Origin of the sequence: Streptomyces sp. NPDC091271, from assembly GCF_044757505.1 — a bacterium.
Lineage (GTDB): Bacteria > Actinomycetota > Actinomycetes > Streptomycetales > Streptomycetaceae > Streptomyces.
In genome coordinates this window covers 481,059-499,921 of the sequence record NZ_JBIVVD010000001.1, presented here as the reverse complement: position 1 = coordinate 499,921, position 18,863 = coordinate 481,059, and the positions used below count along the sequence as shown (strand labels likewise).

Here is an 18,863-nt window from a genome sequence, read left to right as displayed (position 1 = left end):
CACCTCCCGGGATTCCTGCTTCCAGGGTGCGCCCGATCCCCCGCCCGCGCACGGCGTGCGGCGCTGCGCGCCTCAGGCGTCCCGCAGGGCCTGCACGTCCAGCTTCCGCATCCCCATCATCGCCTTCATCACGCGGTCGGCCTTGGCCCTGTCAGGATCGCCGAGCAGCTCGGGCAGCGCGCGCGGGACGATCTGCCAGGACAGGCCGTACCTGTCCTTCAGCCACCCGCACATGCTCTCCTCACCGCCGTCGGTGAGCTTCGCCCACAGGGTGTCGACCTCTTCCTGGTCCGCGCAGTCCACGCTGAGCGAGATGGCCTCGCTGAAGTGGAAGTGCGGGCCGCCGTTGAGACCGAGGTACTCCTGGCCGGCGAGCACGAAGTCCACCGTCAGGACCGAACCGGTCTCCCCCGGCGCCCCGTCGGAACTACGGCTGATGTCGACGACGCGGGAGTCCCCGCCGAAGACCGAGACGTAGAACTCCGCGGCTTCCTGGGCCTGGCCGTCGAACCACAGACAGGGCCTGATCTTCTGCATGGTCTCTCTCCTCGCACAAGGAACGTCGTCGTTCGCCGTGCAAGGTAGACCGGGCCCGCGCCCGGAACTCATCGGAACACGCGCGGCCCGTACGCCCGTCAGCCGACCGCCGGACCCAGGGATTCGAACCGCCACCGGTGCACCGGGCGGCTGATCAGCCCGGCCTCCGGCTCGGGCAGCTCCGGCAGCTCGTCGTCGTAGCCCGCGACCCACCAGGTCAGCACGAGCACCCGGTCCTGCGGGGCCCGCAGCAGCTCGGCGCGGAGTGGCTCCCGGGCCAGCTCGGCCGCCCGGGCCCGGGCCCACTCCAGCAGCTCCGCGCCGCGGCCCTCGGCTGCGCGGGCCTCCCACATGAGGGCGACGGTCATGAGTAGAGGTTGTCCTTGCTGACCTCGTGCACATGGTCGTGGCTGTGGCTGTGCCCGTGGCCGTGGCCGTGGACGCCCGGCACATGGGTCTCCGTGACCGGCAGCGAGGAGTCCGCCGAGAGGTCCAGGTCCGACACCGGGCGGTTGCGCGCGACCATCTCCGCGCCCAGCGCGGCGACCATGGCGCCGTTGTCCGTGCAGAGCCCCGGCCTGGGGACCCGCAGCCGGATGCCCGCCTTCTCGCACCGCTCCTCGGCGAGCGCCCGCAGCCGCGAGTTGGCCGCCACGCCGCCGCCGATCATCAGGTGGTCGACGCCCTCGTCCTTGCACGCCCGGACGGCCTTGCGGGTGAGGACGTCCACGACGGCCTCCTGGAAGGACGCCGCCACGTCCCGTACGGGCACGTCCTCGCCGGCCGCGCGCTTCGCCTCGATCCAGCGCGCCACGGACGTCTTGAGGCCGGAGAAGGAGAAGTCGTACGCGGGATCGCGCGAGCCGCTCAGTCCGCGCGGGAACGCGATCGCCTTCGGGTCGCCCTCCCTGGCCAGCCGGTCGATGACCGGGCCGCCGGGGAAGCCGAGGTCCAGCACCCGGGCGATCTTGTCGAACGCCTCGCCCGCCGCGTCGTCGATGGTCGCGCCCAGCGGCCGTACGTCACTCGTGATGTCCGGGGCGAGCAGCAGCGAGGAGTGCCCGCCGCTCACCAGCAGCGCCATCGTCGGCTCGGGCAGCGGGCCGTGTTCCAGCTGGTCGACGCAGATGTGCGAGGCCAGGTGGTTCACCCCGTACAGCGGCTTGTTCAGCGCGTACGCGTACGCCTTGGCGGCCGATACGCCGACGAGCAGCGCCCCGGCGAGCCCGGGGCCGGCCGTGACGGCGATGCCGTCGAGGTCACGGGCGCTGATCCCGGCGTCCTTCAGGGCGCGTTCGATGGTGGGGACCATCGATTCCAGGTGGGCGCGGGAGGCGATCTCCGGGACGACACCGCCGAAGCGGGCGTGCGTCTCGACGCTGGACGCCACGGCGTCGGCGAGGAGCGTCGTGCCGCGCACGATACCGACGCCGGTCTCGTCGCAGGAGGTCTCGATACCGAGAACGAGCGGTTCGTCAGCCATCAGTCTGTCTCTGTTCCTTGTACGGTCAGGCGCATGACGAGTGCGTCGATGTTCCCCGGCTGGTAGTAGCCACGGCGGAAGCCGATGGGTTCGAAGCCGAAGCGTTCGTAGAGTTTCTGCGCGCGGGTGTTGTCGACACGGACCTCCAGGAGCACGGCGGTGCACTCGAAGGCCGTGGCGTGCCGGAGCAGGTCGGTAAGGAGTTCGGATCCGAGGCCGCCGCCCCACTGGCCGCGGCTGACCGCGATCGTCTGGACGTCGGCGAGGTCACCGGCCGAGGCGAGGCCCGCGTAGCCGACGATCCGGCCGTCGACGGGGTCCTCGGCGACGACGTAGCGGTGGGTGGCCCGGGGGCCGCGCGCGCGGGCCAGCTCGGACCAGAACATGCCGGCGGACCAGGCGTCGTCGGGGAACAGCTCGTGTTCCAGCTCCAGCACCGGCTCGATGTCCCACCAGCGCATCTCGCGGAGCACAGCGGTCGCGGTGGTCACTTGGGGGTGACCACCTTGTAGTTCTTCGGGACCTGGGCGTCGGGCCTGCGCAGATAGAGCGGCTGCGGCGGCAGCAGTGCGGCACCGGAGGCCAGCCGCTCGGCGGCCAGGGCGGCGAGCGCGGCGGCGGAGACGTGTTCCGGGCCGCGGGCGTCGGGGAAGGCCTCGGGGTAGAGCAGCGCGCCCGCGCCGACGACGGGCAGTCCGGCGAGCCGGTCCGCGATGTCGGCGGGCCGGTCGACGGCGGGCTCGCCGTCCCGGGTGCGGAAGTCCTCGTACCGCGCCCAGTAGACCTCCTTGCGGCGCGCGTCGGTCGCCACGGCGAACGGGCCTTCGAGGCCGTCCAGTCCGGCGGCGTAGGCGAGGGCGTCCAGCGTGCAGAGTCCGTGCACCGGCACGGAGAGGGCGGAGCCGAAGGTCGCGGCGGTGACGAGGCCGACGCGCAGCCCGGTGTAGGGGCCGGGGCCGACGCCGACGGCCACGTCGGTCACGGCGTCGAGCTTCACCCCGGCCTCGGCGAGGACCCGGTCGACGGCGGGCAGCAGCAGCTCCCCGTGCCTCCGGGCATCGACCTGACCTGTCCCGGCCACGACGGAGGACCCGTCGTGGAGTGCGACGGTGACGGCGGGGGTGGCGGTATCCATGGCGAGCAGCAGCACACAAACAGCCTACGGCTCCGCCGACCCGGTCACGGCAGCCCGTACAACGTCCCGGTCTGCCCTGCCGCTGCTGGTACCGTCGCCGGGTATACGCGTGTACGACGTAAATGCTTGTACGACATGCGACGGACGCATGTGAAAGGGGACCTCACGGTGGCAAGGGGCAGCTCGGGAATCGTGGCCGGGCTCACTGCCGCGGCGTTGGCCGCGGTCTGTTTCCTCGCCTACCAGGCGTCGGCCAACGTGCCCGACTCGGTCGCCGCGCCCTCGGACAAGGCCTCCGGGGCGACGGCCTCCCCCTCCGCGAAGCCCAAGGCCACGAGGGAGCCGCTCGCGGTCCCCGAGGACTCCGACACGGGGACCCGCGTCGTGTACGCGCTGAAGGACCGCCGGGTGTGGATCGTGGACGACAAGGAGAAGGCTCTCCGGACGTTCACCGTCATGCCCAGCTCCGTGAACCCGCTGCCCGGCGTCTACGCGGTGACCTCGCGCTCCGGCAGCATCAAGGGCTCGGACGGCGTCCCGATCGAACACGTGGTGCGTTTCGCGAACGTCGGCGACGTCTCCGTGGGCTTCAGCGCCGCGCAGGACAACTCGATGGAGAGCCCCGACCCCACGATGAAGACCGGCGGCGTGCGGATGAAGCGCGCCGACGGCAACGCGATGTGGACCTTCGCCACGGTCGGCGTGAAGGTCGTCGTCGTCCCCTGAGTGCCCTGAGGGGCTCCTGAGGGCCTTACGCGGCGTCGCGCCCCAAGTCCTCGGCGTCGCCCTCGTCGGTGTGCTCGTCGCGGGGCGGCGTCGACACCGCCGTCGCGGCGGCGCAGGAGGCCAGCAGGTCCTTCATCGACACCGCGGACGCCGACGGTGGCTCCGCCTGCGACGGCTGCGGCTGCACTTCACGCTCGGGTCCCGGCATGGATGCCTCCTCGGGCTTCGGTGAGAGGCGTGGTTAGGTAGACCTAACCAGTCCCTGTATCCCATGTGACCACGACGGGCCGCCCCGGCGCAACATTTTACCGACGTCCTGTCGGAAAGCGTCGGGAAGCAGGGGTACGGATGCCGCCCCTCAGAGCTCCCGGAGCGCCGCCAGCTCCGCGCCCAGCCCCGCCCAGCGCGCGCCGATCCCGATCAGGGTCACCGCGCGGCGCTCGTCGTCCGTGTCGCCGACCGCGCGGTCGATCACCACACGCAGCCGGTCCTCCGACAGCTCCTCGACCTTGCCGTCGCCCCACTCCACGACGATCACCGAGTCCGGCAGCGACACGTCGAGGTCCAGGTCCTCCATCTCGTCGAGACCGCCGCCCAGGCGGTACGCGTCGACGTGGACCAGGGCGGGGCCCTCGCCCAGCGGCGGATGGACCCGGGCGATCACGAAGGTCGGCGAGGTGACGGCACCGCGTACCCCGAGGCCCTCACCGAGGCCGCGGGTCAGGGTGGTCTTGCCCGCGCCGAGCTCGCCGCTGAGCATCACCAGGTCGCCGGGGGCCAGCACACCGGCGATCCGGCGGCCCAGCTCCTTCATCTCTTCGGGGGACTCGACGGCGACGTCCAGGGTGACGGTGCCCGGTTCGACGGTGTCGGCCACGGGGCCGTTGTGCGCTGCTTCCATGCCGACCAACGGTAGAGGATCAGCACCCCTCGGCCGGAACGGCTCCGATCCGCACCAGCAGGTCCGCGAGCCGGTCGGTCACCGTCTCGGGGTGCTCCAGCATCACCAGATGACCGGCGTCCGGCACGATGACCAGCTCCGCGTCCGGAAGCTCGTCCGCGATGGCCTCGCTGTGCGAGCTCGGCGTCACGAGGTCCTTGTCACCGGCCAGGATCAGCACCGGAAGCCCGAGGAAGGCGGGCAGGGCCCCGCTCTTGTCGTGCTCCGTGAAGGCCGGGTAGAACTCGGCGACCACGTCGATCGGGGTGGACTCGATGAGCCGCTCCGCGAACCGCGCGACCGCCGGGTCCACGTCCCGCGACCCGAACGAATACCGCTTGATCAGCCCCGCGAACAGGTCGGCCGTCGCCCGCCGCCCGCGCTCCACCAGCTCCGCCTGCGAGCCCAGCGCCTTCAGGACCCCGGGCAGCACCCGGCGCACCGCGTTCACACCCGCCACCGGCAGCCCGAAGTTCACCTCGCCGAGCTTGCCGCTCGACGTCCCCACGAACGCTACCGCCGCCACCCGGTCGCGGATCAGCTCCGGATACCGGTCGGCGAGCGCCATCATCGTCATGCCGCCCATGGAGTGCCCGACCAGCACCAGCGGGCCCTCGGGAGCCGCCGCGTCCAGGACCGCCTTCAGATCGCGGCCGAGCTGGTCGATGCCGACCGGTACGCCCTCGGCCTGCGCCCTGCCCCGCTCGGACCGCCCGTGGCTGCGCTGGTCCCAGTAGACCGCGCGGACCAGGCCGCGCAGCGCCGCCCGCTGGAAGTGCCAGGAGTCCTGGCCGAGGCAGTAGCCGTGGCTGAAGACGACGGTCAGGGGCGCGGGGTCCTTGCTGCCGAAGAGCCTGCGCCGGCGCGGACCGGAGCCCGCGGGGGCACTCGCCCCGGCGCCCACGCCCGCACGGCCCGTCCCGCCGTCCGGCTCGGTCTCGTCGACCTCGTAGTACAGCTCGGTGCCGTCGTCCGCGACCGCCCGGCCGGGCTGCCCGCGCAGCGAGCCGTACGGACCGGAGGCGTCCAGGGCGAGGCGGGCCTTCTTGCGCATGCCCCGGCCGACGGTGAGCCGCTCGACGGCGACACCCGCGGCCGCGCCCGCGGCGATGACGCCTATCGCCGCCCCGGCGACGCCCGCCCGGCGCCAGCCGGCCGCTGCGACGGCCGCCGTCGCCACCACGTCCTCGGCGCTGGTCTCGCTCACCGTGCCGTGCTCCTTCGTCGTCGATGTGGTCGGGTCCGCCGGGCCGGGGTGTCAGTCCCGGCCTTGAGGGCCTTTCGTCTGGATCAGGCCCTCGTGGAGATGGACGCGGGGGACGCGTGAGCCGATGCGTGTGACGATCTCGTACGCGATCGTGTCCGCCGCCTGCGCCCAGTCCTCGGCGCTCGGCTCGCCCCGGTCGCCCGGCCCGAAGAGCACCGCTTCCGCGCCCGCGTCGAGGACGTCGCCCCCGAGGTCGACCACGAACTGGTCCATCGCCACCCGGCCCGCGATCCTGCGTACGGCGCCTCCGACGAGGACGGGCCCCCGGCCGGAGGCATGGCGGGGGATGCCGTCCGCGTAGCCGACCGGCACCAGGGCGAGCGTCGTCTCGGCGGAGGTCGTGTAGTGGTGCCCGTAGCTGATGCCGTGGCCCGGGGGAACCTGCTTGACCAGCGCGACGGAGGCGGCGAGCGTCATGACGGGCCGCAGCCCGAAGTCGGCCGGGGTGCCCAGCTCGGGGCTGGGCGAGATGCCGTACATCGCGATACCGGTGCGCACGAGATCGAAGTGGGACTCGGGCACCGTCAGCGTCGCCGGGGAGTTGGCGATGTGCCGCACCTCGGGCCGGACGCCCTCCTTCTCGGCGTACGCCACCATGTCGCGGAAGACGTTCAGCTGGGCGGCGATCGAGGGGTGGCCGGGCTCGTCGGCGCAGGCGAAGTGCGACCAGAGGCCGGTGACGCGCAGGATGCCCGCGTCCTCGGCTGCGCGGGCGGCCGAGACGAGCGCGGGCCAGTCGGCGGGCTGGCAGCCGTTGCGTCCCAGGCCCGTGTCGGCCTTGAGCTGGACCCGGGCCGGGACCCCTGCCTCAGTGGCGGCGGCGACGACCTCGTCGAGCGCCCACATACCGCTCACCGAGACATCGATGTCGGCCTCGACCGCCTCGCGCCAGGGGCCCCCCGGCGTCCACAGCCAGCACAACAGCCGGCCGCCGATGCCGGCCGCGCGCAGCGCGAGCGCCTCCTGCGGGGTGGCGGTGCCCAGCCAGGCCGCCCCGGCCTCCTGCGCCGCCCTGGCGCAGGGCAGCGCCCCGTGCCCGTACGCGTCGGACTTCACCACGGCCATGAGCTGCGCCCCGGACGCCCGCGCACGCAGATTCCGCACATTGGCGCGCAACGCGGCGAGGTCGATCTCGGCACGGGCTCTCAGGGTCGCTGTCTCGTTCATCGCGCCCAGTGTCTCAGAGCCGTACGCCTGTGCCCTCGACCCTCTGTGCCCGGTGAGGCGGTCAGCGGTGGTCCAGGGCGTGCTCCAGATGCTCGACGAGGACCGGGACATGGCTGACCGGGACCTCCTTCACCGCCGTGACGAGGGTGACGGCGCCGCCCCGGCGCAGCAGCGCGAGCAGCTGCTCGACGGCCTCGGTGTGCGCGCTGTCGCCGAGCTCGGTCCGGTAGCGGTCCACGAAGTCGTCGAACCGGGCGTCGCGGTCCTCGTGGTACCAGGTGCGGAGTTCCTTCGAAGGCGTCACGTCCTTGGCCCACAGGTCCACCGCCGCGTGCTCCTTGGAGATCCCCCGTGGCCAGAGCCGGTCGACGAGCACGCGGGTGCCGTCGTCCTCCTCCGGAGGGTCGTAGACCCTGCGTACGCGGATGCCGCTGCCGCTGCCCACGACCGACCACCTCCCGTTTCCGTGCTTCCAGCCTGGATCAGGCCCGCACGTCCCGCCAGGCAGCCGGTACCGCGTCCGCGACGTCCTGGGCCGTGACCGGCGCCCCGTCGGAGGTCCGGCGGGCCGCGAGCCCGTGCAGATAGGCGCCCACCGACGCGGCGTCGCGCGGTGCGAGGCCCGCGGCCAGCAGCGAGCCGGTCAGCCCGGAGAGCACATCGCCGCTGCCTGCCGTGGCCAGCCAGGACGTCCCGGTCGGATTGACCCGCACGGGCGTGTCCCCGGCCTCCGCGACGAGGGTCGTCGAGCCCTTCAGCAGCACCGTGGCGCGGTAGCGCGCCGCCAGCTCCCGTACGGCGGCGAGCCGGCCCGCCTCGACCTCCTCACGCTCCACGCCCAGCAGCGCGGCGGCCTCACCGGCGTGCGGGGTCAGGACGGTGGCGGCGGTCCGCTCCCGTACGGCCCCGGCGTCCATCAGCCGCAGCCCGTCCGCGTCGACCAGGACGGGGACGTCCGCGGCCAGCACGTCGGACACCGCGGTCGCGGCCTGCGCGCCGTCGCCCAGCCCGGGCCCGACCACCCACGCCTGGACGCGCCCGGCCTTCGACGGCGGCCCGGGGTGCACCAGCGTCTCCGGGAAGCGGGCGATCACCGCGTCGGCCCCGGGGCCCGCGTACCGCACGGCTCCGGCGCCGCCCCGCAGCGCCCCGGCGACGGCGAGCACGGCCGCGCCCGGGTACCGCTCCGAGCCCGCGGCCACCCCGACGACCCCGCGCCGGTACTTGTCGCTCTCGGCGTCGGGTACGGGCAGCAGGGCGGCCACATCGGCGTACTGGAGGGCCTCCAGGTCGGGGCGGACGGGCAGTTCGGTTGCCAGGCCGATGTCGACGAGCCGGAGGGCGCCCGCGTGTTCGGCGGCCGGGTCGATGAGCAGCCCCGGCTTGTACGTACCGAAGGTGACCGTCGCGTCCGCCCGTACGGCCGCGCCGAGCACCTGGCCGGTGTCCGCCTCGACCCCGCTCGGCAGGTCCACCGCGAGCACGGGCGCATGGCCCCCGGTGACCGCGCGGACCAGCTCGGCGGCCTCGGGGCGCAGGCCGCCGCGGCCGCCGATCCCGGTGATGCCGTCGACGACGAGGTCGACGGGGCTCAGCCCGTCGGGGGTGTCCAGGACCTGCCCGCCGGCGGCCAGCAGGGCGGCGAGTGCGGCCCGGTGGACCTTGTCCGGCGAGGTCAGCACGGCCCGTACGCCGGCTCCGCGCCGGGCCAGCCGGGCCCCGGCGTACAGCGTGTCGCCGCCGTTGTCGCCGCTGCCGACGAGGAGCAGCACCCGGGACCCGTACACCCGCCCGTTGCGCCGGAGCAGGTCACCGCAGGCCACCGCGAGCCCGGCGGCGGCGCGCTGCATCAGCGCGCCCTCCGGCAGGCGTGCCATGAGCGCCTTCTCGGCGGTCCGTACGGTCTCGACGCTGTAGGCATGTCGCATACCTCAACCCTCCGCGATCACCACGGCGGACGCCACCCCCGCGTCGTGGCTGAGCGAGACGTGCCAGCTGCGCACGCCGAGCTCGGCCGCCCGGGCCGCGACGGTGCCGCGGACCTCCAGGCGCGGCTTCCCGCTGTCCTCGACGCACACCTCGGCGTCGGTCCAGAGCAGGCCGCCCGGTGCGCCGAGCGCCTTGGCCAGGGCCTCCTTCGCGGCGAACCTGGCCGCCAGCGAGGCGATCCCCCGCCGTTCCCCGCCGGGCAGCAGCAACTCCCGCTCCAGGAAGAGCCGCTCGGCCAGCTGCGGCGTGCGCCCCAGCGCGGCGCCGAAGCGCTCGATCTCCGCCACATCGATCCCGACCCCAATGATCACGCGCTCACTCACTCATTCGACTGTCACGGACTTCGCCAGGTTGCGCGGCTGGTCCACCTCGTTGCCCCGGGCGGTCGCCAGCTCGCAGGCGAAGACCTGCAACGGCACCGTGGCGACCAGCGGCTGAAGCAGCGTAGGCGTAGCCGGGATCCTGATGAGGTGATCGGCGTACGGGACGACCTCCTCGTCGCCCTCCTCCGCGATGACGACGGTAAGGGCGCCACGGGCCCGGATCTCCTGGATGTTCGACACGATCTTGTCGTGCAGCACCGAACGGCCGCGCGGGGACGGCACGATCACGACGACCGGCAGCCCCTCCTCGATCAGGGCGATCGGACCGTGCTTGAGCTCCCCCGCGGCGAAGCCCTCGGCGTGCATGTACGCGAGCTCCTTGAGCTTGAGCGCGCCTTCCATGGCCACCGGGTAGCCCACGTGCCGGCCCACGAAGAGCACGGTGTCGTTGGCGGCAAGGGAGCGGGCCAGTTCGCGCACCGGCTCCATGGTCCCCAGCACGCGTTCGACGGCGCCGGACATCTCGGAGAGCTGGCGCACGACCGTGCGGATCTCGTCGCCCCACTTGGTGCCGCGCACCTGTCCGAGGTAGAGCGCGACGAGGTAGCAGGCGACCAGCTGGGTCAGGAACGCCTTTGTGGAGGCGACGGCGACCTCCGGCCCCGCGTGCGTGTAGAGGACCGCGTCCGACTCCCTGGGGATGGTCGACCCGTTCGTGTTGCAGATGGCGAGGACCCTCGCCCCCTGCTCACGGGCGTGCCGGACCGCCATCAGCGTGTCCATCGTCTCGCCGGACTGCGAGATGGCGACGACGAGGGTGCGCTGGTCCAGGATCGGGTCGCGGTAGCGGAACTCGCTGGCGAGCTCCGTCTCGCAGGGCAGCCTGGTCCAGTGCTCGATGGCGTACTTGGCGATCATTCCGGCGTGGAAGGCGGTACCGCAGGCGACGACGACGACCTTGTCGACCTCGCGGAGCACACCCGGCGGGATGCGCACCTCGTCGAGGTGGAGCGCGCCCGAGCCGTCGATCCGGCCGAGCAGCGTGTCGGCGACGGCCTTGGGCTGGTCGGCGATCTCCTTGAGCATGAAGGAGTCGTAGCCGCCCTTCTCGGCGGCCGACGCGTCCCAGTCCACGTGGTACTCGCGTACGTCGGCGGGCAGGCCGTCGAAACCGGTGACCGTCACCCCGTCCCGGCCCAGCTCGACCACCTGGTCCTGGCCCAGCTCGATCGCGTCCCGGGTGTGCGCGATGAAGGCGGCCACGTCGGAGGCCAGGAACATCTCCCCGTCCCCCACTCCGACGACCAGCGGCGAGTTCCGCCGGGCCCCGAGGACCACGCCGGGCTCGTCCGCGTGCACGGCGACCAGCGTGAACGCCCCCTCCAGCTGCCGGCACACCTGCCGCATGGCTTCCGCCAGGTCACCGCCGGAGGAGTACGCCTCGGCGAGCAGATGGGCGACCACCTCGGTGTCGGTCTCGGAGGTCAGGTCATGGCCCCGCCCGGCCAACTCCTCGCGCAGGGCGGCGAAGTTCTCGATGATCCCGTTGTGCACGACGGCGACCCGGCCCGCGTTGTCCAGGTGCGGGTGGGCGTTGGCATCGGTGGGCCCGCCGTGCGTGGCCCAACGGGTGTGCCCGAGGCCGGTGTTCCCGGCCGGCAGCGGCCGGTCCTTGAGCTCCTTCTCCAGGTTGAGGAGCTTCCCCGCCTTCTTCGCGGAGGCCAGCCCCCCGTCCGCGAGGACGGCGACCCCGGCGGAGTCGTACCCCCGGTACTCCAGCCGCTTCAGCCCCGCGACAACGACATCCTGCGCCGACTGCGCCCCGACATAACCCACGATTCCGCACATAACGACACCATAAGGCTGGTCCCCTGGCGGGGGGCGGCGCCGAAGGGTCCGGCGCTGCGCCAAAAGTGTCCGTTCGGACCATGAACCTGTCCGGCCCGTGCGGGCAACAGGGGCGCCGGATGTCCCTCGACGAGCCGGAGCTCTTCGCCGGGCTGTACGACCGCCACGCGGCGGACAGCCACCGGTACACCGCCCGCCGCCTCGGGGAGGGCGCGGCGGACGACACGGCTCAGCCGACGTCGTGGATACGGTGCTCCCGCAGGTCGGGGGCGTGCCTGGCGACGGTGCGGTAGTCGGCATCGTCATGCAGGACGGTCAGCCCGTGGTGGGCAGCGGTAGCGGCAACGATCAGATCCACGGCCGAGGCACTCCGATGCTGCCCGGCCCGGGCCATTCGCTGCTGTACCGCCCCGATCCAGCCTCCCGCGCTCTTCGGCACCGGGACATCGGGATACAGGTCGGTGAACATCTCGACGATCTCGTCGTACTCGCCCCCGGTCCGGGCGCTGAACAAGAACTCGGCGCGTTGCGGATAGCAGGAGCCAACCGCATCGGCGCAGATGGTGTCGTACCAGGCGGACTGCAACTCGGCGTCACCGAGCAACCGGACAAGCCCGGACGTGTCGAGCAGGTAGATCACCGATGGTCCTTCTCCGCACGGTGGCGGCGCTCGGCATCCTCCACAGCTCCCCAGCGCTGGGCCCGCTCGAAATGCCGGCTGATGCGCGCCGCACGGTCCTGCTGGTCCGCGTAGTACCGGAGCGCCAGATTGACGGCTTCCTTCTTGGTCCTGGCCTTGGACAGCGCCATGGTGCGTTCCAGCGCGTCGTCGTCTATGTCGATCTGGGTGACGGACATCCGGCGCCTCCCTTCAAGCGATGTGGGTCATGTACAAAAAATCGTAGGCCATCCACATACAGGGCGCCGCCCGCGAGCTCACGTGACCGACCCCACCCCCCGCTCCGTTGGAACTCCCGCAACAATGAGTAGGTGATCACCTCACCCGCACGGAGCCCCCGCCGCACCGAGCACGCGCCGACGCCCTACGTCGACCTGACCCGGGCCGAGTGGAGCGCCCTGCGTGACAAGACTCCGCTGCCGCTGACCGCCGAGGAGGTCGAGAAGCTGAGAGGGCTCGGCGACGTCATCGACCTCGACGAGGTCCGGGACGTCTACCTCCCGCTCTCCCGGCTGCTCAACCTGTACGTCCAGGCCACCTCGGGCCTGCGCGGCGCCCTGAACACCTTCCTGGGCGACGCGGGCAACGGGCACGGCGAGCAGCGGGGCACCCCGTTCGTCATAGGGGTCGCCGGGAGCGTCGCGGTCGGCAAGTCCACCACCGCCCGCATCCTGCAGGCGCTGCTGGCGCGCTGGCCGGAGCACCCCCGGGTGGAGCTGGTGACGACCGACGGCTTCCTGCTGCCGATGAAGGAGCTCGAGTCACGGGGCCTGATGTCGCGCAAGGGGTTCCCCGAGTCCTACGACCGGCGTGCGCTGACCCGGTTCGTCGCCGACATCAAGGCGGGCAAGGACGAGGTGACCGCTCCCGTCTACTCGCACCTGATCTACGACATCGTGCCGGGTGAGCGGCTGACCGTGCGCCGCCCCGACATCCTGATCGTCGAAGGGCTGAACGTCCTTCAGCCCGCCCTGCCCGGCAAGGACGGGCGGACCAGGGTCGGACTCGCGGACTACTTCGACTTCAGCGTGTACGTCGACGCGAGGGCCGAGGACATCGAGACCTGGTACCTCCACCGCTTCCGCAGGCTGCGCGAGACGGCGTTCCAGAACCCGTTCTCGTACTTCCGCAAGTACACCCAGGTCTCCGAGGAGGAGGCGCTGGACTACGCGCGCACGATGTGGCGGACCATCAACAAGCCCAACCTGCTGGAGAACGTGGCGCCGACGCGCGGCCGTGCCACCCTTGTGCTCCGCAAGGGACCGGACCACAAGGTCCAGCGTCTGTCACTGCGCAAGCTCTGACCCCGGAAAGGGTGCACCGTGCTGCATCTGCGCCTCATCGTGCCCGCCGACCGCACCGACGAGGTGGTCGGACTGCTCGAACGGACCGTGGGCACCGCCCATCTCGCGGTGATCGCGGGTGCCGCGCGCAGCCCGGTGGGCGATGTGGTCCTGTGCGACGTGGCGCGGGAGGCCGGTGACGAACTCATCGGCTCCCTGCGGAGGATGGGCATCGACGACTGCGGTTCCATCACCGTCGAGAACATGGACCTCACCCTCTCCAAGCGCGCCGACGAGGCCGAACGCGCGGCTCCGGGCGAAGGCGCGGACGCGGTGCTCTGGGAAGAGCTGAGCGAGGTGACGCACGAGGAGTCGACCTTCAGCGCCACCTATGTGGCCTTCCTCGCCCTCGCGACGATGCTCGCCGCGTGCGGCGTGATGCTGGACAACGCCGTCCTGATCGTGGGCGCGATGGCGGTGGGCCCGGAGTTCGGCCCGCTGGCCGGCATCTCGACGGCGCTGGTGCAGCGCGCGCCCCGGCTGGTGGCGCGCTCGCTGTGGGCGCTGATCGGCGGCTTCGCGGTGGCGATGGTCCTGACGGCCGGCTTCGCCTGGCTGATGGACGCGCTCGGGCTGTTCACCCAGGACATGGTCGAGGCGGAGAGGCCCAACACCGGCTTCATCTGGCACCCGGACTGGATGTCGTTCGTGGTGGCGCTCCTGGCGGGCATCGCGGGGACGCTCTCGCTGACCTCTGCGAAGTCCGGGGCCCTGATCGGCGTGGCGATCTCGGTGACGACCGTGCCGGCCGCCGCCAACGCGGCGGTCGCCTTCAGCTACCAGGATCTCGACCAGACCTGGGGATCGTCGGCACAGCTGCTGGCCAACCTCGGCGGCATCGTGGTGGCGGGGACCCTGACGCTGCTGATCCAGAGGGCGCTGTGGGCCTGGCAACGCAGGACGGGCCCGTCCGTGAGGCCGGGCCCGTCCGGGAGTTGATCAGCCGTCAGCCGAGCGCGGACTTCACCACGTCGGCCAGCTGCCCGGCCACGGCGCGGGCCTGTTCGAGGTCGGCCGCCTCGACCATGACCCGTACGAGCGGCTCGGTGCCCGACTTGCGCAGGAGCACGCGACCGGTGTCACCGAGCTCGCGCTCGGCCTGGGACACCGCGGCGGCCACCTCGGGCGAGGTGTCCACGCGGGACTTGTCGACGTCCGGCACGTTGATGAGGATCTGCGGGAGGCGCTGCATCACACCCGCCAGGTCGGCGAGCGTACGTCCGGTGGCGGCGACCCGGGCCGCGAGCATCAGCCCGGTCAGCGTGCCGTCACCCGTCGTCGCGTGGTCCAGGACGATGACGTGGCCGGACTGCTCGCCGCCCAGCGCGAAGCCCTCGGCCTTCATCGACTCCAGGACGTAGCGGTCGCCGACGGCGGTCTGGACGAGCTGGATGCCCTCCCGCTCCATCGCCATCTTGAAGCCGAGGTTGGACATGACCGTCCCGACGACGGTGTCCTTGCGCAGCTGGCCGGCGTCGCGCATGGCGAGGGCGAGCACGGCCAGGATCTGGTCGCCGTCGACCTCCGCGCCGGTCGCGTCCACCGCCAGGCAGCGGTCCGCGTCCCCGTCGTGCGCGATGCCCAGGTCCGCGCCGTGCTCGACGACGGCGGCCCGGAGCAGCTCCAGGTGCGTGGAGCCGCAGCCGTCGTTGATGTTCAGGCCGTCCGGCTCGGCGCCGATGGTGACGATCTCGGCCCCGGCCCGGGTGAAGGCCTCGGGCGAGACGCGGGCGGCGGCGCCGTGCGCCTCGTCGAGGACGACCTTCAGTCCGTCGAGCCGGTTCGGGAGGACACCGATGAGGTGGGCGACGTACCGGTCGAAGCCCTCGGTGTAGTCGGTGACGCGGCCCACGCCCGCGCCGGTCGGCCGGCTCCACGGCTCACCGGTGCGGTGCTGCTCGTAGACCGTCTCGATGCGGTCCTCCAGCTCGTCGGCGAGCTTGTGCCCGCCGCGCGCGAAGAACTTGATGCCGTTGTCCGGCATCGCGTTGTGGCTGGCCGAGAGCATGACGCCGATGTCCGCGCCCAGCGCGCCGGTGAGGTACGCCACGGCAGGGGTGGGCAGCACCCCGACACGCAGCACGTCCACGCCGGCGCTGGCCAGGCCCGCCACGACGGCGGCCTCCAGGAACTCTCCGGACGCACGGGGGTCGCGGCCCACCAGCGCGGTGGCCCGATGCCCCTCGAAGGTGCCCGCTTCGGCCAGTACGTGCGCCGCCGCGACCGAGAGGCCGAGCGCGAGCTCGGCTGTCAGGTCCGCGTTGGCGACGCCGCGCACGCCGTCCGTGCCGAAGAGTCGTCCCACTGGTGTCCTCCGAAGGTGCTCCGAAACCGCAAAACCAAAGTAATCAAAACAGGGCGAAGCGAGGCAAGGCACAACAAAGAAGGGTGCGCCTGGGGCTGCCGACCCTATGAACGTGCAAACGTCTTATGCCGTTATACGCCCGCACGGGTTGATAAACGAACGCCCCAGCAGCACGAGAAGTGCCGCCGGGGCGAGCGTGTGAAGCAGACGAGCAGGCGATTTAGCGCTTGCTGTACTGCGGGGCCTTACGGGCCTTCTTGAGACCGGCCTTCTTGCGCTCGACCGCACGGTCGTCGCGGGAGAGGAAGCCGGCCTTCTTCAGCGTGGCGCGGTTGTTGTCCGCGTCCGCCTCGTTCAGCGCGCGGGCCACGCCGAGGCGCAGGGCGCCGGCCTGACCGGAGACGCCGCCACCCGAGATGCGGGCGATGACGTCGTAGCGGCCGTCGAGCTCGAGCACCTTGAAGGGCTCGTTGACTTCCTGCTGGTGCACCTTGTTGGGGAAGTAGTCCTCAAGGGTGCGACCGTTGATCTTCCACTTGCCGGTGCCCGGAACGATCCGGACGCGGGCGATGGCGTTCTTGCGGCGGCCCAGGCCGGCCGCGGGCTGCGGGTCGCCGAAGCGGCCCGCGAGCGACTCGGAGGTGTACTCACCCTCGACGGGGACCTCCGACTCGAAGGTGGTCACCTCGGCGAAGGTCTCTTCGCCCTCGGTGCCCTCGACGGGCGTCTCAACAGTGGTCTCGGCCACGATGCTCCTCAGATCTTTCTTTACGTCTTAGGGGGGAGGCCGGAACTACTGCGCGACCTGGGTGATCTCGAACGGGACCGGCTGCTGCGCAGCGTGCGGGTGCTGGTCGCCCGCGTAGACCTTGAGCTTCGAGAGCATCTGACGGCCCAGGGTGTTCTTGGGGATCATGCCCTTGATGGCCTTCTCGACAGCCTTCTCGGGGTTCTTCGAGAGGAGCTCGTCGTAACGCACGGAACGGAGACCGCCCGGGAAGCCCGAGTGGCGGTACGCCATCTTCTGGGTCTTCTTGTTACCGGAGAGGTGAACCTTCTCGGCGTTGATGATGATGACGAAGTCGCCCATGTCCATGTGGGGGGCGTAGATCGCCTTGTGCTTGCCTCGGAGGAGGTTCGCAGCCGTGGTGGCCAGACGGCCGAGGACGATGTCCTCAGCGTCGATGATGTGCCACTGGCGAGTGACATCGCCGGGCTTGGGGCTGTACGTACGCACTTCGTAGCCTTCGCTTCTTCAGTGGATGAGGTCCAGACAACACATGGCACCCCTGAAGCGATCATGCAGCTGGGGCACACAATGCCGGGAACGAGCCCGTATGCGAGCCACTGGTAACTGCTCCAGAGAACCTACGTAAGAGCTGTGCGCGTGAGAACGACAGAGCCGATACGTATAACAACCACCGACAGTACCCGCCCCGCCCGGGACGGGTCAAAACGCGCCGGTCCTACCGCTCCCGCACGACCCTGCGCTCGTCCCAGACGGGCTCCGTGGACTCCCGCACCACCCCGTCCGAGCCGAAGACCAGATAGCGGTCGAAGGACTTCGCGAACCAGCGGTCGTGCGTGACGGCCATGACCGTCCCGTCGTACACCTCGAGCCCGTCCTGCAGGGCCTCGGCCGACTCCAGGTCGAGGTTGTCCGTCGGCTCGTCCAGCAGCAGCGCGGTCGTGCCGGCCAGCTCCAGGAGCAGGATCTGGAACCGCGCCTGCTGCCCGCCGGACAGCCTCTCGAAGGCCTGGTCGCCCTGGCGCTCCAGCTCGTAGCGCCGCAGCACCGACATCGCGCCGCCGCGGTCCTTGGCGTGCTCCGTCCACAGGATCTCGACGAGCGTCTTGCCCAGCAGCTCCGGGTGGGCGTGCGTCTGCGCGAAGTGGCCGGGCACGACCCGTGCCCCGAGCTTCCACTCACCGGTGTGCGCGACCGGCTCCCCGGCCAGCAGCCGCAGGAAGTGCGACTTCCCCGACCCGTTGGAGCCGAGGACCGCCACCCGCTCGCCGTAGTAGATCTCCAGGTCGAACGGCTTCATCAGGCCGGTCAGCTCCAGGTTGACGCACGTCACCGCCCGCACCCCGGTCCGCCCGCCGCGCAGCCGCATCCTGATGTCCTGCTCGCGGGGCGGCTCCGGCGGCGGGCCCGCCTCCTCGAACTTCTTGAAGCGGGTCTGCATCGCGTGGTAGCGGTTCGCCATGTCGGGGCTGTTCGCCGCCTGCTGCCGCATCCGCAGGACGAGGGCCTTCAGCCGGGCGTGCTCCTCCTCCCAGCGCCGCAGGAGCTCCTCGAAGCGCGCGAACCGCTCCTTGCGGGCCTGGTGGTACGTCCCGAATCCGCCGCCGTGCACCCAGACGTCCGAGCCGGCGGGGCTGGGCTCCACGCTCACGATCTTCTCGGCGGCCCGCGAGAGCAGCTCCCGGTCGTGGGAGACGAAGAGGACCGTCTTACGGGTCTCCTTGAGCCTCTCCTCCAGCCACCGCTTGCCGGGTACGTCCAGATAGTTGTCCGGCTCGTCCAGCAGCAGCACCTCGTCCGGGCCCCTCAGCAGCGCCTCCAGCACCAGCCGCTTCTGCTCACCCCCGCTGAGCGTGCGCACCTCACGCCACTGCGCCTTCTCGTACGGGACGCCGAGCGCGGCCGTGGTGCACATGTCCCACAGCGTCTCGGCCTCGTACCCCCGCGCCTCCGCCCAGTCGCTGAGCGCCTGCGCGTACGCCATCTGCGCGGCCTCGTCGTCCACGGTGAGGATGCGCTCCTCGGCCGCGTCGACCGCCTTCGCCGCCTCCCTGATGCGGGGCTGGGCCACGGACACCAGCAGGTCGCGGACGGTCCGCTCGTCCCGTACGGAGCCCACGAACTGGGCCATCACGCCCAGCCCGCCGCTCACCGAGACCGAGCCGCCGTGCGGCTGGAGTTCCCCGGCGAGCAGCTTCAGCAGCGTCGTCTTGCCCGCCCCGTTCGCGCCGACGAGGGCGACGACGGCGCCGTCGGCCACCCGGAACGAAGCGTCGCCGAGCAGCACCCGTCCGTCCGGTAGGTAGTACTCCAGATGGCCCGCTTCAAGATGTCCCATGCACAGCATTGTCACGGCATGCGAACCGTTGACCC

Annotated in this window: 22 protein-coding genes and 1 pseudogene; 4 read left to right on the top strand and 19 right to left on the bottom strand. The window is 71.6% G+C overall.

Going from position 1 to position 18,863, the window contains the following annotated elements:
• Positions 1 to 72 precede the first annotated feature (72 nt).
• The 5 genes from ACIQM3_RS02555 to tsaB all read right to left on the bottom strand — a co-directional run bounded on the left by ACIQM3_RS02555 (position 73) and on the right by tsaB (position 3,155).
• Entirely contained in the window at positions 73 to 537 is a 465-nt protein-coding gene (locus ACIQM3_RS02555) for a VOC family protein (RefSeq protein WP_401617725.1), read from the bottom strand.
• A gap of 98 nt (positions 538 to 635) precedes the next feature.
• Positions 636 to 905: a hypothetical protein gene (locus ACIQM3_RS02550; protein WP_401617722.1), complete on the bottom strand. Its 270-nt coding sequence runs from the start codon at positions 903 to 905 to the stop codon at positions 636 to 638.
• A complete protein-coding gene (tsaD, locus tag ACIQM3_RS02545; protein WP_401617719.1) occupies positions 902 to 2,020 on the bottom strand; it encodes a tRNA (adenosine(37)-N6)-threonylcarbamoyltransferase complex transferase subunit TsaD in 1,119 nt (372 codons plus the stop codon). Before tsaD ends, ACIQM3_RS02550 begins: the two co-directional genes overlap by 4 nt.
• A complete protein-coding gene (gene rimI, locus ACIQM3_RS02540; RefSeq protein ID WP_099173822.1) occupies positions 2,020 to 2,511 on the bottom strand; it encodes a ribosomal protein S18-alanine N-acetyltransferase in 492 nt (163 codons plus the stop codon). The genes tsaD and rimI overlap by 1 nt, the downstream gene beginning before the upstream one ends.
• The gene (tsaB, locus tag ACIQM3_RS02535) at positions 2,508 to 3,155 is read right to left on the bottom strand and encodes a tRNA (adenosine(37)-N6)-threonylcarbamoyltransferase complex dimerization subunit type 1 TsaB (RefSeq protein ID WP_401619944.1); all 648 of its coding nucleotides are present in this window, start codon (positions 3,153 to 3,155) and stop codon (positions 2,508 to 2,510) included. The genes rimI and tsaB overlap by 4 nt, the downstream gene beginning before the upstream one ends.
• 135 nt (positions 3,156 to 3,290) lie before the next feature.
• On the opposite strand from tsaB, the gene ACIQM3_RS02530 reads away from it, so the two are divergent.
• Positions 3,291 to 3,881 carry a hypothetical protein gene (locus ACIQM3_RS02530; RefSeq protein WP_401617717.1) on the top strand — a complete coding sequence of 197 codons (591 nt, stop codon included), beginning with the start codon at positions 3,291 to 3,293 and terminating at the stop codon, positions 3,879 to 3,881.
• Between the two features lie 25 nt (positions 3,882 to 3,906).
• Here ACIQM3_RS02530 and ACIQM3_RS02525 read toward each other — a convergent pair whose 3' ends face one another.
• From ACIQM3_RS02525 to glmS, 8 genes are all read right to left on the bottom strand, one after another.
• Positions 3,907 to 4,089 carry a hypothetical protein gene (locus tag ACIQM3_RS02525; protein ID WP_401617714.1) on the bottom strand — a complete coding sequence of 61 codons (183 nt, stop codon included), beginning with the start codon at positions 4,087 to 4,089 and terminating at the stop codon, positions 3,907 to 3,909.
• 150 nt (positions 4,090 to 4,239) lie between these two features.
• Positions 4,240 to 4,782, bottom strand: coding sequence for a tRNA (adenosine(37)-N6)-threonylcarbamoyltransferase complex ATPase subunit type 1 TsaE (gene tsaE / locus ACIQM3_RS02520; protein WP_401617711.1), 543 nt, complete (start codon positions 4,780 to 4,782; stop codon positions 4,240 to 4,242).
• Positions 4,783 to 4,801: 19 nt separating this feature from the next.
• Entirely contained in the window at positions 4,802 to 6,028 is a 1,227-nt protein-coding gene (locus ACIQM3_RS02515; protein WP_401617708.1) for an alpha/beta fold hydrolase, read from the bottom strand.
• Positions 6,029 to 6,079: 51 nt separating this feature from the next.
• Positions 6,080 to 7,255: an alanine racemase gene (alr, locus tag ACIQM3_RS02510; RefSeq protein ID WP_401617705.1), complete on the bottom strand. Its 1,176-nt coding sequence runs from the start codon at positions 7,253 to 7,255 to the stop codon at positions 6,080 to 6,082.
• Positions 7,256 to 7,316: 61 nt separating this feature from the next.
• Positions 7,317 to 7,700 (bottom strand): DUF488 domain-containing protein, encoded by a 384-nt coding sequence (locus ACIQM3_RS02505; protein ID WP_401617703.1) that lies wholly within the window; start codon positions 7,698 to 7,700, stop codon positions 7,317 to 7,319.
• Positions 7,701 to 7,737: 37 nt separating this feature from the next.
• On the bottom strand, positions 7,738 to 9,183 hold the full coding sequence (locus ACIQM3_RS02500; RefSeq protein WP_401617700.1) for an NAD(P)H-hydrate dehydratase: 1,446 nt from the start codon (positions 9,181 to 9,183) through the stop codon (positions 7,738 to 7,740).
• A 3-nt stretch (positions 9,184 to 9,186) separates the two neighbouring features.
• Positions 9,187 to 9,555, bottom strand: coding sequence for a holo-ACP synthase (locus ACIQM3_RS02495; protein ID WP_362934985.1), 369 nt, complete (start codon positions 9,553 to 9,555; stop codon positions 9,187 to 9,189).
• Positions 9,556 to 9,567: 12 nt separating this feature from the next.
• A complete protein-coding gene (gene glmS / locus ACIQM3_RS02490) occupies positions 9,568 to 11,415 on the bottom strand; it encodes a glutamine--fructose-6-phosphate transaminase (isomerizing) (protein WP_401617697.1) in 1,848 nt (615 codons plus the stop codon).
• Positions 11,416 to 11,495: 80 nt separating this feature from the next.
• On the opposite strand from glmS, the pseudogene ACIQM3_RS02485 reads away from it, so the two are divergent.
• Positions 11,496 to 11,654 (top strand): annotated as a pseudogene (locus ACIQM3_RS02485) (RNA polymerase subunit sigma-70); the annotation flags it as partial.
• Here ACIQM3_RS02485 and ACIQM3_RS02480 read toward each other — a convergent pair.
• Positions 11,645 to 12,055, bottom strand: coding sequence for a PIN domain-containing protein (locus ACIQM3_RS02480; RefSeq protein WP_401617694.1), 411 nt, complete (start codon positions 12,053 to 12,055; stop codon positions 11,645 to 11,647). The pseudogene ACIQM3_RS02485 and the gene ACIQM3_RS02480 sit on opposite strands and share 10 nt — an antisense overlap.
• On the bottom strand, positions 12,052 to 12,273 hold the full coding sequence (locus ACIQM3_RS02475; protein ID WP_401617691.1) for a type II toxin-antitoxin system VapB family antitoxin: 222 nt from the start codon (positions 12,271 to 12,273) through the stop codon (positions 12,052 to 12,054). Before ACIQM3_RS02475 ends, ACIQM3_RS02480 begins: the two co-directional genes overlap by 4 nt.
• A 132-nt stretch (positions 12,274 to 12,405) precedes the next feature.
• On the opposite strand from ACIQM3_RS02475, the gene coaA reads away from it, so the two are divergent.
• Both coaA and ACIQM3_RS02465 read left to right on the top strand, forming a co-directional pair.
• Positions 12,406 to 13,398 (top strand): type I pantothenate kinase, encoded by a 993-nt coding sequence (gene coaA, locus ACIQM3_RS02470; protein ID WP_401617688.1) that lies wholly within the window; start codon positions 12,406 to 12,408, stop codon positions 13,396 to 13,398.
• Positions 13,399 to 13,416: 18 nt separating this feature from the next.
• On the top strand, positions 13,417 to 14,376 hold the full coding sequence (locus ACIQM3_RS02465; protein ID WP_401617685.1) for a DUF389 domain-containing protein: 960 nt from the start codon (positions 13,417 to 13,419) through the stop codon (positions 14,374 to 14,376).
• Positions 14,377 to 14,383: 7 nt separating this feature from the next.
• Here ACIQM3_RS02465 and glmM read toward each other — a convergent pair whose 3' ends face one another.
• The 4 genes from glmM to ACIQM3_RS02445 all read right to left on the bottom strand — a co-directional run bounded on the left by glmM (position 14,384) and on the right by ACIQM3_RS02445 (position 18,828).
• Entirely contained in the window at positions 14,384 to 15,742 is a 1,359-nt protein-coding gene (gene glmM, locus ACIQM3_RS02460; RefSeq protein ID WP_401617683.1) for a phosphoglucosamine mutase, read from the bottom strand.
• Positions 15,743 to 15,962: 220 nt separating this feature from the next.
• Entirely contained in the window at positions 15,963 to 16,490 is a 528-nt protein-coding gene (rpsI, locus tag ACIQM3_RS02455) for a 30S ribosomal protein S9 (RefSeq protein WP_362888532.1), read from the bottom strand.
• Positions 16,491 to 16,535: 45 nt separating this feature from the next.
• Complete coding sequence (rplM, locus tag ACIQM3_RS02450; RefSeq protein ID WP_030914195.1) at positions 16,536 to 16,979, bottom strand: 50S ribosomal protein L13; 444 nt, start codon at positions 16,977 to 16,979, stop codon at positions 16,536 to 16,538.
• A 229-nt stretch (positions 16,980 to 17,208) separates the two neighbouring features.
• On the bottom strand, positions 17,209 to 18,828 hold the full coding sequence (locus ACIQM3_RS02445; RefSeq protein ID WP_401617679.1) for an ABC-F family ATP-binding cassette domain-containing protein: 1,620 nt from the start codon (positions 18,826 to 18,828) through the stop codon (positions 17,209 to 17,211).
• Positions 18,829 to 18,863 lie beyond the last annotated feature (35 nt).